Origin of the sequence: Acinetobacter sp. RRD8, assembly GCF_031844225.1 — a bacterium.
GTDB lineage: Bacteria > Pseudomonadota > Gammaproteobacteria > Pseudomonadales > Moraxellaceae > Acinetobacter.
In genome coordinates this window covers 165310-181250 of the sequence record NZ_JAUZUU010000001.1, presented here as the reverse complement: position 1 = coordinate 181250, position 15941 = coordinate 165310, and the positions used below count along the sequence as shown (strand labels likewise).

15 protein-coding genes are annotated in these 15941 nt (G+C 42.7%); 13 read left to right on the top strand and 2 right to left on the bottom strand.

The features are described 5' to 3' along the window. Positions 1-132 precede the first annotated feature (132 nt). Entirely contained in the window at positions 133-1590 is a 1458-nt protein-coding gene (locus tag Q9R24_RS00875; protein WP_311203513.1) for a CYTH domain-containing protein, read from the bottom strand. A gap of 329 nt (positions 1591-1919) precedes the next feature. On the opposite strand from Q9R24_RS00875, the gene Q9R24_RS00870 reads away from it, so the two are divergent. From Q9R24_RS00870 to Q9R24_RS00820, 11 genes are all read left to right on the top strand, one after another. After that, the gene (locus Q9R24_RS00870) at positions 1920-2303 is read left to right on the top strand and encodes a DUF962 domain-containing protein (RefSeq protein WP_044109647.1); all 384 of its coding nucleotides are present in this window, start codon (positions 1920-1922) and stop codon (positions 2301-2303) included. Positions 2304-3083: 780 nt separating this feature from the next. After that, positions 3084-3704, top strand: coding sequence for a thiamine phosphate synthase (thiE, locus tag Q9R24_RS00865; protein ID WP_311203512.1), 621 nt, complete (start codon positions 3084-3086; stop codon positions 3702-3704). Between the two features lie 38 nt (positions 3705-3742). After that, positions 3743-5044, top strand: coding sequence for a glutamate-1-semialdehyde 2,1-aminomutase (gene hemL / locus Q9R24_RS00860; RefSeq protein ID WP_004280005.1), 1302 nt, complete (start codon positions 3743-3745; stop codon positions 5042-5044). Positions 5045-5187: 143 nt separating this feature from the next. Then, positions 5188-5604 carry a heme-binding protein gene (locus Q9R24_RS00855; protein WP_253147401.1) on the top strand — a complete coding sequence of 139 codons (417 nt, stop codon included), beginning with the start codon at positions 5188-5190 and terminating at the stop codon, positions 5602-5604. Positions 5605-5894: 290 nt separating this feature from the next. Then, positions 5895-6260 carry a hypothetical protein gene (locus tag Q9R24_RS00850; RefSeq protein ID WP_311203511.1) on the top strand — a complete coding sequence of 122 codons (366 nt, stop codon included), beginning with the start codon at positions 5895-5897 and terminating at the stop codon, positions 6258-6260. A 209-nt stretch (positions 6261-6469) separates the two neighbouring features. After that, the gene (locus Q9R24_RS00845; protein WP_311203510.1) at positions 6470-6724 is read left to right on the top strand and encodes a hypothetical protein; all 255 of its coding nucleotides are present in this window, start codon (positions 6470-6472) and stop codon (positions 6722-6724) included. A gap of 238 nt (positions 6725-6962) precedes the next feature. Next, positions 6963-7670: a phosphopantetheine-binding protein gene (locus Q9R24_RS00840; RefSeq protein WP_278356789.1), complete on the top strand. Its 708-nt coding sequence runs from the start codon at positions 6963-6965 to the stop codon at positions 7668-7670. Between the two features lie 133 nt (positions 7671-7803). After that, complete coding sequence (locus Q9R24_RS00835) at positions 7804-8448, top strand: RluA family pseudouridine synthase (protein WP_311203509.1); 645 nt, start codon at positions 7804-7806, stop codon at positions 8446-8448. 143 nt (positions 8449-8591) lie between these two features. Next, the gene (gene rapA, locus Q9R24_RS00830; RefSeq protein ID WP_311203508.1) at positions 8592-11429 is read left to right on the top strand and encodes an RNA polymerase-associated protein RapA; all 2838 of its coding nucleotides are present in this window, start codon (positions 8592-8594) and stop codon (positions 11427-11429) included. A gap of 144 nt (positions 11430-11573) precedes the next feature. Next, positions 11574-11840 (top strand): PAAR domain-containing protein, encoded by a 267-nt coding sequence (locus tag Q9R24_RS00825; RefSeq protein WP_311203507.1) that lies wholly within the window; start codon positions 11574-11576, stop codon positions 11838-11840. Positions 11841-11976: 136 nt separating this feature from the next. Beyond that, positions 11977-12777, top strand: coding sequence for an alpha/beta hydrolase (locus tag Q9R24_RS00820; protein ID WP_311203506.1), 801 nt, complete (start codon positions 11977-11979; stop codon positions 12775-12777). A gap of 62 nt (positions 12778-12839) precedes the next feature. On the opposite strand, the gene fabR is transcribed toward Q9R24_RS00820, so the two are convergent. Further along, a complete protein-coding gene (fabR, locus tag Q9R24_RS00815; protein ID WP_004646648.1) occupies positions 12840-13520 on the bottom strand; it encodes an HTH-type transcriptional repressor FabR in 681 nt (226 codons plus the stop codon). 152 nt (positions 13521-13672) lie between these two features. Here fabR and Q9R24_RS00810 point away from each other — a divergent pair, with 152 nt between their 5' ends. After that, entirely contained in the window at positions 13673-14737 is a 1065-nt protein-coding gene (locus tag Q9R24_RS00810) for an iron-sulfur cluster-binding domain-containing protein (protein WP_311203505.1), read from the top strand. 14 nt (positions 14738-14751) lie between these two features. Then, the gene (locus Q9R24_RS00805; protein ID WP_004279989.1) at positions 14752-15846 is read left to right on the top strand and encodes an acyl-CoA desaturase; all 1095 of its coding nucleotides are present in this window, start codon (positions 14752-14754) and stop codon (positions 15844-15846) included. The last annotated feature ends 95 nt before the right edge of the window (positions 15847-15941 follow it).

Below are 15941 nucleotides of genomic sequence, written 5' to 3'. Positions count from 1 at the left end.
TCCTCCGCGATGTGGGTTTTATAGATTAATATAGCCCAAAGATCGGCAGGGGTGTGATGTGCTTCTGCAACAAAAAAGCACGCCAGAGAAGGCGTGCTTTGAGTTTTTCTTGTGATATTTATTTCAATATGTTTATTTCAGGAATTTACGACTGACCAAGAACTGTTCGGTCGCTTCAAGCAGTTTCTGCGCATAGACTTCCTGCTTGGCGGTCAGCCAGCCCAGCACAAACCAGTCACTTGCTTCCAGCTCGGTCTGCTGAATATAAACTGCAGAAGAGGCCAAAGTTTGATATTCACTGGCTGCCAGTTGAGCATCGTTCAGCGCTTTGCTGTATTTCTGCAAATTTTTGACATCATAGATCGTGGTTAAAATCGGAAAGCTGAATTTGAGCTCCTGAATCCGGCCCGACAATTGATCCAGACTTTCAAAATCAGTGATATCGGTCTGGTTCATTTGTTCCTGCAAAGCTTTATATTGCTGTTGCAAGGCAGTTTGAGCAGCAGTTTTCAAGTCCAGCGAGGCATGCTCATTTTCATTTAAACTGAACATCAGTAATTCCAGATAATGATGCACATTCTGGGTAGATTTGACCAGATTACCGAGTTTCTCCTGCGCATACAGAATATCTTTGCTCAGGTTTTCTGCCGTGGTGGGATTTTGCAGGAAGCCGGCCAAGCTGTTTTGCATATGCTGTAAATGTTGCAAATGTTCAAATTGCTGCTTAAAGGCCGCCAGTTGATGTGCCCATTTGTCCGAAAGCTGTGGATGCCAGTCTTTGAAGAGCAGCAAGGTCAGATATAAGTGATCCAGTGCCAGTCGTGCCTGATCAATATGTTCCTGCTCTGCAACCTGAGCTGCAATCGCCGCGATATTCGGCAATAAATGCTGCATCTGCTGTGCAATCAGACTGTACATGGTTTTACTGGCGCTGTCTTTTTTGCTGATCTGAAATTCTTTGCTAAGGGTCGCAGGACTGACGCGCTGTGAAGTGGCCAATAGATTGCCTATTTCAGCCTTGCTGCGTACATCGAGCCAGAGCTGGTATTTCTTGACCCATTCAAAACTAAACGCCAGTAGATGTTGAATTGAACCATTTTTTAGTTCGAACTCGACTTCATGTACTTCTTGCTCGGCCTCCTGTGTGCGGATCTGTCCAATATCCAGGCTGACTTCGATCTGGGTATCTTCATAGTCAATCACCCTTAACGTACGGGAAATATCGGTTTCAAACTGGAGTTGGAGCTGGTCGAACTGATTGCCGAGCGCATTGCTGAGAATTGCCCCGGCTTCTGGAAATTCCTTATAAATATCTAAATCCAGTTCAGGAGATGCGGTTAATTCCCCTAGATCATGATTATGTTCAAAGCGTTCGATATGACTTTTTCCGGCCGCTTTTAGGGTTTGAACCCAACGTGTACCTTCCAGACGCTGACGCAGTGCTACCCCATGCCGGGCCAGTTGACGGTCGACCGTATCATAATATTTGGCTTGAAGCTGGATCTGTTGAGACTTTTTCGGATCAAGTGCCTTGAGCAGCGCAGTGCGTCTTGCCGCAGGAATCTGGAACTTGAGTTCAACTTCAACCATGATGATCATCCTATCTGTTCAGTGCAATTAAGTACTGAATCTTCACTTGAATAAGGTTTTAAAATGAGGCGGACAGCAGCCGCAATTATATTTTTAGATTTGTGCGCAGCAGATTGTAACCAAAATCAAAATGCATGTAAGACTTGACTGAGCATAAAAAGCTTAAACAGAAGTTTGAAACTTAGATTTCATCGGTTCATTTTAGGCTAAAACGATCGGATTCAGGCCTTCACGGGGATGTGCAAGATGCATTGAAGCGCGCATCAAAAGGCTGTTATTTGGCTAAAATATACGCTAAGGTAAAACAAAAAACGTCAGGATGATGATAGATGAATGTACAAGTACAACCAGAAAGTAAGAATGAGGTGATGGTTCAGCCCCAGATGCCGATTAAGAACTATCATGAATTTTATCGCTTCTATTTGACTGAGCATCGGCATATTATTAGCCGCCGTCTGCACGTGGCCGGCAGTAGCATCGGTTTATACTGTTTTGCCAAAGCCATTCGTCAAGGCAAGCCGCGATATTTTGCATATGGTTTACTCTCGGGCTATGCCTGTGCCTGGGTCGGTCATTTTATCTTTGAGCGCAATAAACCAGCCAGCTTCAAACAGCCTGTATATAGCTTTATCTCGGACTGGCGCATGTTTGCCGATGTCCTGCGTGGTAATATCAGTCTGATCGACCTTAAATACGATAAAATTTCCCGTTAAGCCAGAATGACTTTTATCGGAATGTGCCCACTTAAAGCATGAAATTTCGATAAAAGCCTTGCAAGTCTAGAATTATTATTCTAATAATTATGGTATTGCAGATTAGGTTTTTTGATCAACCATTATATTTTAATTAATACATCAGTTTTCCAAGCCTGGAGCGACCTTCTCCGGGCTTTTTTTATGCCTGTTTGCTACCAATAAATGTTCAAGATTTTGCTCATGCTATTGTGTAAATATTCATAGAAGAATTCATGTGGATTTGTGCTGAAAGTAAAAGATCCTTTCTGGCTTTGAAACGTTTTCCCACAAACGAATGACTCAAAACCAGAAAGGATCGGGTATTACAAACACAGGTATTTATTTTTCTGTTTATTTTCTGTGTCTAAGGCTATTTAAGACGCTTCGCGCCGATTGGGCTATCCCTGAAAATGGGTATTTTTAATATTAATTAATTTGAGTACGCTTGAGCCAGGCGAAAAAAAGACAAAAAAATCGCTCTTAGAATTTTGCAACTTCTCCACCAAGTTATCTGCAAAATCCTAAAAGCGTTTGTCGGAGGGCGTAAGCATTAACACGTTATAATTATTGTTATAAGGCCATTAAAACGCAGATTTGAAAGTCCGTATATCCCTGAAAATGGTGATATTTGAGATTTAATTGACAAATTGCGCTAAAAAACTGCAAATCTGTTGCTGCCCAGTCTTAGAAACAGCAAGATGGCGGCAATTAAACCGAGTTATGCCTATAATAGAGCCATCCTAGCAAGTGGCGAGCAAGATGCGCGGTTTATATTTAATTACCAATGATGATCCATTAGAGCTTTTATTGGCGAAGTTGGAAGGTGCAATGGCCAATGGTGGTGTTGCGGTCTTGCAATATCGCCGTAAAAAAGTGGCGAAAGAAGATCAAATTTACGAAATCGAGTACATGAAAGCCATGTGTGCTGAATATGGCGTACCTTTCGTGATTAACGATGATCTGGAAATGGCGGTTAAATACGGCGTGGGTGTGCATTTAGGCCAGGATGATGGTTCGATTGTCGACGCTGTTGCGCGTTTGCCTAAAGGCGTGTTGATTGGCCGTAGCTGTAATAACTCACTTGAGCTGGCTAAACAGGCCATTGCCGATGGTGCGAATTATGTGGCATTTGGAGCAATTTATGCGACTGATAGTAAACCTGAAGCGGGTAATATTGGTCTTGAAACCTTAAAACTGGCCAAAGAAAAATTGAACGTGCCTCTCTGTGCCATTGGTGGTTTAACGGTTGAAAATTCAAAGGATGTCATTGAGTCAGGTGCGGATTATTGCGCGGTGATTAGTGATATATTGGGACTTCCTATGAATGCCATTCCTGAACGTTTAGATGAATGGTCTGCGCTTTTTCAAGCTATAGCATAAAATTTTTTGATTGATTTAATTTTGAGTCGAGTGCCTTCATGAGCTTATCTCCAAAGCAAGAACAATTGTTCAAACAAGCCAATAAACATATCCCGGGTGGCGTCAATTCACCTGTACGCGCATTTAATAGTGTCGGTGGGACGCCGGTCTTTATCGAAAAAGCCCAAGGTGCGTATCTGTATGATGTCGATGGCAAACGTTATGTGGACTATGTAGGTTCATGGGGGCCGATGATTTTGGGTCATGCGCATCCAGCGATTATTAAAGCGGTTCAGGATGCCGCAGTAGACGGTTTGAGCTTTGGTGCGCCCACAGTTCATGAAACCACACTGGCAGACATTATCTGCGAGATCATGCCATCGATTGAGCTGGTTCGTATGACCAACTCGGGTACAGAAGCGACCATGACCGCGATTCGTTTAGCGCGTGGTTATACTGGCCGTGACAAGATTGTAAAATTTGAAGGCTGTTATCACGGTCATTCGGATTCATTATTGGTAAAAGCCGGTTCAGGTTTATTGACCAGTGGTGAAGGGGAAGCGACGTCTGCAGGCGTGCCAGCGGATTTTGCAAAACATACGCTGACACTTCCATATAACGACATCGCGACTTTAAAAGAATGCTTTGCCAAATTTGGTTCGGAAATTGCCGGCGTGATTGTTGAGCCAGTCGCAGGCAACATGAACTTGGTGAAACCAATTGACGGTTTCCTGCAAGCGATTCGTGATGTCTGTGATGAACATGGTTCAGTGTTTATCATTGATGAAGTAATGACCGGTTTCCGTGTCGGTTTGGGTGGTGCGCAAGCACATTATGGCGTTACTCCGGATTTAACCACTTTAGGTAAAATCATTGGTGCAGGTCTGCCAGTGGGCGCTTTTGGTGGTAAGCGTGAAGTGATGGAATGTATTGCACCATTGGGTAAGGTATACCAAGCAGGTACATTGTCGGGTAATCCACTGGCAATGCGTGCCGGTATCGAGATGTTCAAGCATTTACGTACCGAAGGTTTTTATGAAAAATTAACCGCACAACTCGAAAAATTGCTCGCCGGTTTACAAACTGCTGCTGATGAAGCAGGCATTCCATTCAAGACCCAACAAGTGGGCGGTATGTTTGGTCTTTACTTTACCGATCAGGAAGATATTACTAGCTTCGACTCTATGCTGAAATGCGATGTCGATGCGTTCCGTAAATTCTTCCATGGCATGTTAAATCGTGGCGTAAACCTTGCACCATCTGCTTTTGAAGCAGGATTTATTTCTGCTGCGCATAGTGATGAAGATATTGCTTACACGATTCAAGCGGCTAAAGAAACTTTTGCTGAGATGAAAGCGTAATACCTCTCCCAAACCCTCTCCTTAAAGGAGAGGGCTTTCATCTATCGAATAGAAATGAAAATTTAAAGACTTCCTCCAGTATTCTTGCGCTATATATGGCTCAGGCTTAGGGGGAATTACATTTAAAATTAGAGATCATTTTCATGCAAACCAAACATTATTTGACTTTAAGCGATGCGGAATTTTTATTAGATCAAGCCCATCAATATGCCATTCAGAACAGTTTTAATGTCAGTATTGCAGTCGTAGATGAAACGGGTAATTTGCTTGCGATGAAACGTATGGATGGTGCAGCACCGATGACTGCAAATCTGGCCATCGAAAAAGCCAGATGTTCTGCAATGGGTCGCCATCCATCCAAGCTGTTTGAGGATATTATCAAAGGCGGACAGATGGGTTTTCTGACCATGGAAAGTTTCTCAGGAATGCTGGAAGGTGGTGAACCGATTATGTATCAAGGGCAGTTGGTAGGTGCAATGGGCGTGTCAGGTGTAAAGTCGTTTGAAGATGCGGAGATTGCACAGGTAGCGATTGAGAAGTTTTTGGCGCAGCAAAGCTAATCTAAAATAGAAATTGATCAGCTCAATTTAATAAAATCATCCAAAGATGTTCCAAAATGAAGCGTGGAATGTGAAATGTCAGCTAAAAAGCCCAATCGCTAATGATTGGGCTTTTTACACCAATATAAGAGTTTGTTTTAAAATGAAATTTACAGAGGATTTCATATAACATGTATTATATTAATTTTAGGAAAACTTAATTTTCAAATGCGACAGAAGCAGTCATCGCTCGTAGACACTCGCTCAATTCTTATCTATAACTATAAAAAAATGATTTTGAAGGAATTTTTATGAACGTAGCTTTAGTAAATTTACAAATGGTATGTGTTCATGTTGTGAACAGCTACTCTAAATCTGAGACAGGTTTCGGCTCTTACAAAATTCCAGATATTAGGTGCTCAAAACCCTTAATTTATAATGTTAAAAAAAACGATCAATTGGTTTTTTTACAGAGAATGTTAGATTTAAAAATTGATAATAAAGAGATCAATTTATCGCTTCCTAATGAGATCGGACTATCATTGAATATATTTACTAAAGCTAGAGATGAAGCTGAAAATCTACTAGAAAAACTTAAAAAAGATATGGAAAAGAATAAAGATTTTTATAGTGAAAATGTCTCGTTATTTTATGACTATATTGAACAATACAAATAGCATCTGTTTTTTCTTATAAAGCAGTTGAAGCATTTTGCAACGCCACAATCCCTAATGACTTCGTTTATAAAAAAACAAACTCAAAAGGTATTCAAGAAGTCTATGAAATTTCTCAAATTGAAAAATGGATACCAACTTCAGAAAAACTCACTGAAATTATTCCAAATATTTTGAACTGTGAATCACCTAAGCAAATCAAGTATTGGTCAATGTTTAAAGAATTAGAAACCCTTAGAAATGAAATTATTCATTCAAAAAAGAAAAATAGCATTGAAAATACAAAAAAAATGTTATCAAATAACGTATTAGATATTCTTAATTCAAGCATTTATATTCTTAACCACTTTATTCAAAACGATATATCGAATGAGGTTTTTCCATTAGGTTTTTTAGATAAGAAGTGGCGAATTTATGAAATTGATGACCCGAAGAAAATTTTTGAGTGGACTCATTGGGCAGAGTGATTTTTAGTGCCTCAGATACTCCTCTTTTGCTTATTTTAGTTTTAGCATTTAGTCCTTATTTGGCTAAATCACCCTATTTTTAGGATAGTCGCGTTAATCAACTCTAGGCATATTTAATATAATGGCGATTATACGAAATTAGAACAATAATCATCTGTGAAATCAAAGTGTTTTTCAAATAATGCTAAACTAAAATAGCATGAATCATCATGCTATTTTGTATTTATAAGAGCCTCCCATGCTGTACTCTATGCCCAAAAAAATCCAACTTGCTCCATCCCAAGCTAAATGGCAGCTGTCCTCAACACAATCTGTTTTGGTTTTAGTTGGATTGCAAAACTTGCGTATGCAACAGGGCATACAAGAGAGTGGACTCATGGTGAATTTGATTCAACTAACCAATAAAGCCAAAGCGCTGGATATTCCGATTGTTGATTTGTACGGTGATGATTTGATGCAAGGCATGCAGCAATTGGGAGAATATGCCTCAACGCATCCGCAGCTGATTTTTGCCGGGCAGGTTACACCGATGCTGAAACAGATTTTGCCGCATCTGATGAGTGTGACGGATCAAATCGGTGTGGTCGATGATGCGATTTTATTGGCAAATCAAGATCAGCATATTCAGTGGATTGAAAATATTTCGGCACAGGGGATACATCACTTAAATACCTATAGCCTGACTCGCTTATGGGATTTAAGTGCGCCGTCAGAATATGTATTGTCAACCAAAGGCATTATGTTGGCTGTCGCGGAACAGCTGGATATAGATGCCTTAGAAATTGATCCCTATGTCGATTTAAAAAATTATGGTCTGGATTCGGTAGCGATGGTGAGTCTGGTCGGTATATGGCGTGCGCATGGTGCCAATATCCGTTATGAAGATGTGCTAAAACATCCGTCTTTGCATGAATTGGCAGGCTTCATTTTACAATCCTCAGGTTGATGCGCTGCGATTGAGCAATTTTATGCGCTAAATCGGAAATTTCATCGTCATTTACATAAATGCGCATTGTAATTATTGGCTAAGCTTTCTATCATTGCCGCCTTGTTTTTCACGATCAGCCTGGGATTGAACTTTGAGTAATTTTCTAACCGAACATCTGATACATCGTGATGACGATTTCATGGTCATCCACAAACCTGCAGGTTTACTCACAGTTCCCGGTAAAACAGAAGACTTACAAGATTGCCTGATCAACCGTCTGGTCAAATTAGAACCCAAAACTTTACTGATTCATCGACTGGATCGCGATACATCCGGTATTTTGGCCTTTGGTCTGAGCAAATGGGGACAAAAAACCATTTCCCGCCAGTTTCAGGAACGCCAGACTGATAAAACCTATCAGGCTGTGGTTGCAGGTACACTCGAAGGTGAAGGCACTATTGAAGTGCCAGTGGTGTATGATCCAAGCCGTCCGCCTTTACATATCGCAGATCCCACACATCATAAGCCGGCCATCACGCATTGGCAGGCGATTGAACATTTTAATATTCAGGGACAGCCTGTGACCCGGGTGAAACTGATCCCAATTACCGGCCGTTCACATCAGCTACGGGTGCATATGCAATATCTCGGACATCCGATTATTGGCGATACCTTATATGCGACACCCGAACAGCAACAGCTCAGCTCGCGTTTATGTTTACACGCGGAACGTTTGAGTTTTTATCATCCTCAAACAGAGCAGTTGGTCGAATTTTATTGTCCGGCGCCGTTCTAGGAAATACTTCTTTAATCGGCGTGAATTATGCTCACTTTTTAGTGGGCTTTATGTCAAAATACATTGCTTGAAGGTGTGAAATTTTGCTCCAATGACGTTTCGTGATTGAGCCTAATATTCATAATCTTGTACTTAAGATAAAGGTGGAAAAATTGCAGCAATTTGCTATTGGTCAACGTTGGTTATCAGATACTGAAACAGAACTCGGTTTAGGCGTTCTTATTGATGTTGATGAGCGGTCGGTCAGCATTTTATTCCCGAAAAGCGATGAAACCCGCGTCTATGCACGCAGCAATGCACCCTTATCTCGTATCGTATTTAATGTGAAAGATGAATTACAGGATCAGGAAGGGACCAAGTGGATTGTAGAATCCGTTGAAGACCGCAATGGCGTGGTACGTTATCACGTCGTTCGTACCTTGGAAGATGGAACTGAAGAACGTAAATCGCTGAATGAAACCCGTATTGGTGCAACCATCCAATTGTCTAAGCCTTTAGACCGTTTATTGGCCAGTCAGGTTGATTATAAAGAATGGTATGACCTGCGTATTGAAGCGTTGCTGATGCAGGCCAATATGCAAAGCAGTCCACTGCGTGGTCTGGTGGGTTCACGTGTCGGCCTGATTCCGCATCAGCTGTATATTGCACATGAAGTCGGTCAGCGTTTTGCACCGCGTGTATTACTGGCCGATGAAGTGGGTCTGGGTAAAACCATCGAAGCGGGTCTGATCATCCATCAACAACTCAAAACCGGCCGTTCTGAACGCATCCTGATTTTAGTACCGGATTCACTGCAATATCAGTGGATGATCGAGATGCGTCGTCGTTTTAATCTTGAGTTTTCGCTGTTTGACTTGACCCGTACTGCATCGATCAAAGAACATGATCCTGAACAAAACCCGTTCTTGACCGAACAAAAAATTATTGCCTCTGTCGATTTGATGGTCGACCATGAAGATTTGCGTGAACAGGCACTAGAAGCCGGTTTCGACTTGCTGGTGGTCGATGAAGCACATCATTTGATGTGGAGTGAAGAAGATGGCGGTAATGACCGTTATGATCTGGTCGAAGAACTGGCTGAACATACGCCGGGCGTGTTGTTATTGACGGCGACACCTGAACAGCTCGGTGTGGAAAGTCACTTTGCACGCCTACGTTTGCTTGATCCGCAACGTTTTAACTCGCTGGATCGTTTCCTCGATGAAGAAGCGCAATATCAGCATACGGCTAAAATTGCAGAAGTGCTGATGTCAGATCTGCCGCTAGAAGCTGAGCATTTCACTGCGATTGAAGCCTTGTTAGGACATCCAATTGAGGATCTTCCTGAACAGCGTTTCCGTGCGATTCACGAACTTTTAGACCGTCATGGTACAGGCCGTATTCTGTTCCGCAATACGCGTGAAGCAATTCAGGGCTTCCCGGGACGTGACTGTCAGCCCGCACCATTACCGGCACCAGAACACTGGTCTAAAGACGGTAAATTACGTGAGCAAATGTGGCCTGAAGAAGCCCAGCTAGATGGCTCGTGGATGGAAGCCGATCCACGCGTGATGTGGCTGATGGAGCGTTTGCGTACCGATTTAAAACACAAGAAAGTCTTACTGATTGCGCGTAGCGGGCCAGTGGTTGAAGCGCTGGAAAATGTACTGCGTTTGCATGCCGGTATTCGTACCGCAATGTTCCATGAAGGCATGAGCTTATTAGAACGTGACCAGGCTGCAGCATATTTTGCTGAAGATTCGTATGGCGCGCAAATTCTGCTTTGTTCGGAAATCGGTTCAGAAGGACGTAACTTCCAGTTTGCCTCTGACCTGATTCTGTTTGACCTACCTGCGAACCCGGACGTGTTGGAACAGCGTATTGGTCGTCTGGATCGTATCGGTCAGGAAAACCGCATTCAGATTCACGTGCCTTATCTGGTAGGAACTGCGCAAGAACGTATGTTCCGCTGGTATAACGAAGCTTTGAATATTTTCAGCAATATTTCTCCAACTGCACAGACCTTGCAAGAAAACTTTATTGTTCGCTTGAAAGACTGTCTATTGGCGGATAAAGGACAAGAGTTTGAAGACCTGCTAGAAGAAGTCAGCGTGCAACGTGAAGCGCTGGAAGCTGAATTGCAGGAAGGTCGTGACCGTCTGCTGGAATACAACTCTTGCCGTCCGGTGGTAGCACAGGAAATTGTCAACGCGCTTGAAGATTATGACGACAATACCACTTTGCCGATTTTCATGAAGCGCTTTATGGCGTCCACGAATATCGACTTTGATGAGCAAAGTAACGGTACAGTGATCATCAAGCCAACCGATCAAATGCAGGTTCAAGGTTTGACGCTGGATGAAGAGGGAATTACCGCTACTTTCTATCGTGATCAGGCACAAATTCGTGAAGATGCGCAATACCTGACACTTGAACATCCATTCACTGAAAGCGTGATGGAGATGATCAATACGCAAGGCTTTGGTAGCACCAACGTTGCGGTACTAAAATCTGCAGCATTGCCACAAGGTTCGGTATTGTTAGAAGTCTGGTTCAAGGTCGATGTGGTAGCACCGAAAGCATTGAACTTGCCGTCTAGTTTGCCGCAACAGTTGATTCGTGTCTTGCTGAGTGAAAAAGGTCAGGATTTATCACAGAAGATCGCACCAGAAATCCTGAAACCGTACCTGCATCATTTAGATGGCAATAGCTGTCGTCAGGTGGTGAAAGCACGTCGTGATGTGATCGAAGCACGTTATCAACAGGCGCTTGAACTGGCACGCAGTGAATTGCCGGGCTTCAAGCAGCAAGCCAAAGAAGTGTATGGCAATAAATGGCAATATGAAATTGATCGCCTGACCTATTTGAAGCAGTTCAACCCAAGTATCCGTGAAGATGAAATTGCGCGTTTACAGAAGTTGCAGAAAGAAGGTCTAAGCCTGCTGGATGGTCTATCGGTAACACCGGAAGCCATTCAGGTGATGGTCGTCGTCAAGCCTTAAGCTTTAAATCATTAAAAAATGCAGCTTTCGGGCTGCTTTTTTTATGGGAAAAATCCGGGTTTATTATTTTCTTGTCGGAGAATGCTGGTCTGTCATTTTTCTCCTGTTTAAAATCAGTCTACTGAATAATAAGAATGACAAAGCATGTCAAAAGCACTGATTACCCTTGGCACAAAGACCAGTCATGGCGGCATGGTGACTGAATGTGAACTCTCTTTTTTGATCAATGGTATTGCCGTGCATTTAAATGGGATGAAGCATTATTGTCCCAAATGTCAGACTCTGGTCACCGCAATTTCCAGCAATTTGTCTATTACTGTCAAAGGACGGGCAGTGGTCATCGCGGGGGATAAGGCCAGTTGCGGCGCGACTTTTCTACCGATGCAACATTTGACTGTATCGCAGAAATAGACTTTAAATTCTGAAGAAGTGCAGAGAAATGACTTTGAGGTCATGTTTTGAGCATTTTTGCACTGCCGAATCAAGGAATAGATCAGTAAGCTCATTCGATGATTTCAGGATGAATACGCGCTGCGTTTAAAAAATAATGAAACAAGCCCTACATTTTACTCATGCTAATGGTATCCCTGCGGCAACTTATCAAAAGTTTTTGCATTGTTTTCAGCAAGACTATGAAGTCAAAGCGATTCCCTTTATCGGCATGAATCCGCAATATCCAATTACGCGAGACTGGCGTTATCTGGTCGATGAAGTCATTGCAGATATTGAGCAGCAATTCCCTCATCAACAGGTGATTGGTTTAGGGCATTCCTTCGGCGGTCTGGTGACCCTGATGGCGGCGTATCGCCGTCCCGAACTGTTTTCTAAACTGGTCATTATGGATCCACCGTTTGTGATTGGAAAAAACAGCGCCATGTTCGAACTGATGAAAAAGCTGAATCTAAAAAGTGTCGATCGTTATACACCCGCAGGAATTACGCTAAAACGCAAAGATCATTGGTCATCGAAACAGGTCGCGATTGAAGCTTTGCGATCTAACCGTCTATTTAAAAATTTCGATGAGCAATGTTTTGCTGATTATATCGAGAGCGGCATTCAGCCAGAACCTGAACGTGGTGGGGTGACGTTAACTATTCCAAAACAGATAGAAGCGGAAATCTTCCGGACTGTGCCAGCCTGGTGGTGGAGAACGCCACGCCGACCGCCTGAAGTGCCGATGCATCTGATGACTGCAGAGCAAAGCCAGTTTTATCAGCAGGGGTTGCCACAAGGGATGCACAAGATTTATCGGATTAATTATTCTGTGGTCGAGGGCGGGCATATGTTCCCGCTTGAGTATCCGGAAGCCACTGCAAAGGCAGTCAAAGCTCAACTCGCACTTTTGTAATCATCATAAAAAAGAGACGCTGATTACGTCTCTTTTTATACTAGTTCATGCAAATCGGAAAATTAACGTAGCTGAGAATCTTCCAGATGACGTGCACCTTCCAGAATCATCCGGATCATGATCATGGTCTGTTCGGCAATTTCTTTGCGGTCTTCGGCAGGCATATCAATCACATTGGCGCCCATGTTGAAGACCAGTTGGGTAATGGCTTTGGCGGCAATATCCGGATGAAATAACTTCTTATTGTTTAGGCGTTCCAGACGAATCAAATCTTCCTGAAGTTCCTGCTGAAAATAATTTAACTGGCGTTCTACCGCCTGTTTATAAGACTTGGAGCCAGTATAGCCTTCACGTAATAACAGGCTCAGATTGCCTTCATCGGCATCCAGCTGGGCAATAAAAACTTCCACAGAACTGCGGATGATGCTGTTCTGGCGAGAAGCTTGCAGACGTGCTTCATGCAAAATCTGACGCAATACAATTCCGGCACGATCAATCAGCTCAATGGCCAGTTCATCAATATCTTTAAAATGACGATAGAAGCTGTTCGGTGCAATACCAGCTTCACGCGCGACTTCACGTAGACTTAAAGAGGAAATACTTTTTTGTGGCCCAATCAGATTCAACGCAGCCTGAAACAGTTCTTCCTTGGTAATGGTGGCCTTGCGACCGACACTCCGTACGATAATCGGCTCATCAATGCTTTTCGATTGTAATAAAGATGCGTCACTGCTTATTTTCATTGAAGGCTCGTTCATCGATAGGTTCATGCATGAATCATTTTATTATAACCGAGCCAGTCAAGCTTGTGAAATGATTAGAAACAATACGGTTGTATATACAAATATATATACATGTGTATAATAATTAAAAACCCAAGGTGATGTCGCAAACGATGCATGTACTCCAAAAACTTAAAACGCCGTTGAATGCACTGTCTGACAGTGTAATCGATCAGCATGCGATTAATTTCTGGATTCAGAAACTCAATCCTGTATGGTCGTTGAATCAGCCATTAGGCAAGATCGTGCACAAAGAAAATGCAGCACAGGATATGCTGAGTCTGAAAATTCAGGTGAATCGCTTATTTAAGTTTGGTGAAGCAGGGCAGCATCATCCGGTCTATGTGGTAGTGAATGGCATTCGTTATGAACGTAGCTATAGCTTGACCCGTGTCGATTCTCAGCATGTATTGCTAAGCGTGAAAAAAGTCAATGCCGGTAAAGTCAGCACCTGGTTTGCAGAGCAGGCACAAGTGGGTGATGTGATCGAATTTGGTCAGCCTTATGGTGATATGACCTTGCCTGCGCAGAGAAGTCCATTGATCTTGCTTGCGGCAGGAAGTGGTATTACTCCAATGCTCAGTATGCTGGAAAGCATGAGCAAAAAAGGTGAACTATCTGCACCGATCACGCTCTGGTACTGGGTTAAAAAAGATCAGGATGCCGCATTTAAAGCACGGTTTGAAGAACTTGCTCAAAAACATGCAAATTTCTCATTTCATGTGTATGCCACTCAAGAACAGCCAGCTGCTGCACGTCTTGATGAAACCTATCTGACCGATCTGCAAAATCTGGAAAATAGCATCGTATATTGCTGTGGCCCTTCAGGTTTTGTATCTAAAGCAGAACAGCTTTTTGCTCAGGCAAAACAGTTTAAAGGTGAAGCATTTAGCATGAGCTTGGCGGATCAATCGGATACCGGCTTTATTAATGTCACCCTGACCCAGTCGAAAAAAATTGTCAGCATTCCAAAAGGCCAATCCATTCTAGTGAGCCTGGAACAGCAAAATATTAAACCGACCCATGGTTGCCGTATGGGCATTTGTAATAAATGTGCCTGCAATAAAGTAGAAGGTTCGACCAAGAATTTGGTCAACGGTGCACAAAATACCGAACCCGGCAACCTGCTCAAAATTTGTATTAACTCAGCGCAGACTGACCTTGTCATCGACTTATAAGCGAGTTTTATCCTATGAATATGCCAGTAAAATTACAGTATTTTAAAAATCCTAAAAACCGTGAATTAACCCAGTTTGAACTTGATGAACTTGCACGTGAGCTCGATGCGATTAAGCAAGAAGTGCTAGATGATCTGGGTGAAAAAGACGCCAAATATATCCGTCGTGTCTATTCAACCATTCGCTATTCATCGATTGCCGGTCGTGCTTTGCTGTTTGCAGGCTGGTTCCCGCCAGCGTGGTTGTTGGGGACAGGCCTGTTGGGCTTTGCCAAAATCATGGAAAATATGGAACTGGGTCATAACGTCATGCACGGTCAATATGACTGGATGAATGATCCTAAATTGAATGGTCAGACCTATGAATGGGATATCGTAGGGACTTCAGACAACTGGCGTCAAACACATAACTTTAAGCATCATACCTATACCAATATCAAGGGTATGGATGATGATATCGGTTATGGTTTATTACGCCTCTTCCCGGAACAGCGCTGGAAACCGGGTTATTTATTACAACCGATTTATGCGGTGCCATTCTGTTTGCTGTTCCAGTGGGGCGTGGCCATTCAGAACCTTGAATTGGGTAAATATTTCAAAGGTCGCAAAAGCAAAGAGCAGACCAAAGAAGAATGGCGCCCAATGCAGAACAAAATCGGTAAACAATTGTTTAAAGATTATGTGTTCTTTCCATTGATTGCAGGTCCTGCTGCTTTGCCAGTTTTGACGGGTAATATGGTGGCCAATGGTCTGCGTAATATCTGGACGTTCAGTATTATTTTCTGTGGCCACTTTACCAAAGATGTAGAGGTGTTCCCGAAATCGGTACTGCAAAATGAGAGCCGTGGTCACTGGTATATGCGCCAGATTCGTGGTTCATCTAACCTGACCGGTTCTGAAGCATTCCATATCTTGACGGGTCATTTAAGTCACCAGATTGAACATCATCTGTATCCTGATGTGCCTGCCCGTCGTTACCGCCAAATGGCGCCAAAAGTTCAGGCGGTGTGTGAAAAATATGGTTTGAACTACAACAATGCCAGTCTGGTAAAACAGTATGGCAGCGTAATCAAACGTATTGTGAAATATGCATTTCCGTTTAAGAAATAATATTTCTTAAAGCTAAAAACCACCTTATTTGAGGTGGTTTTTTTATGGATGAAGCTTATATTTAAACAAAAAAGTCTGGATGATTCAGTCATCAG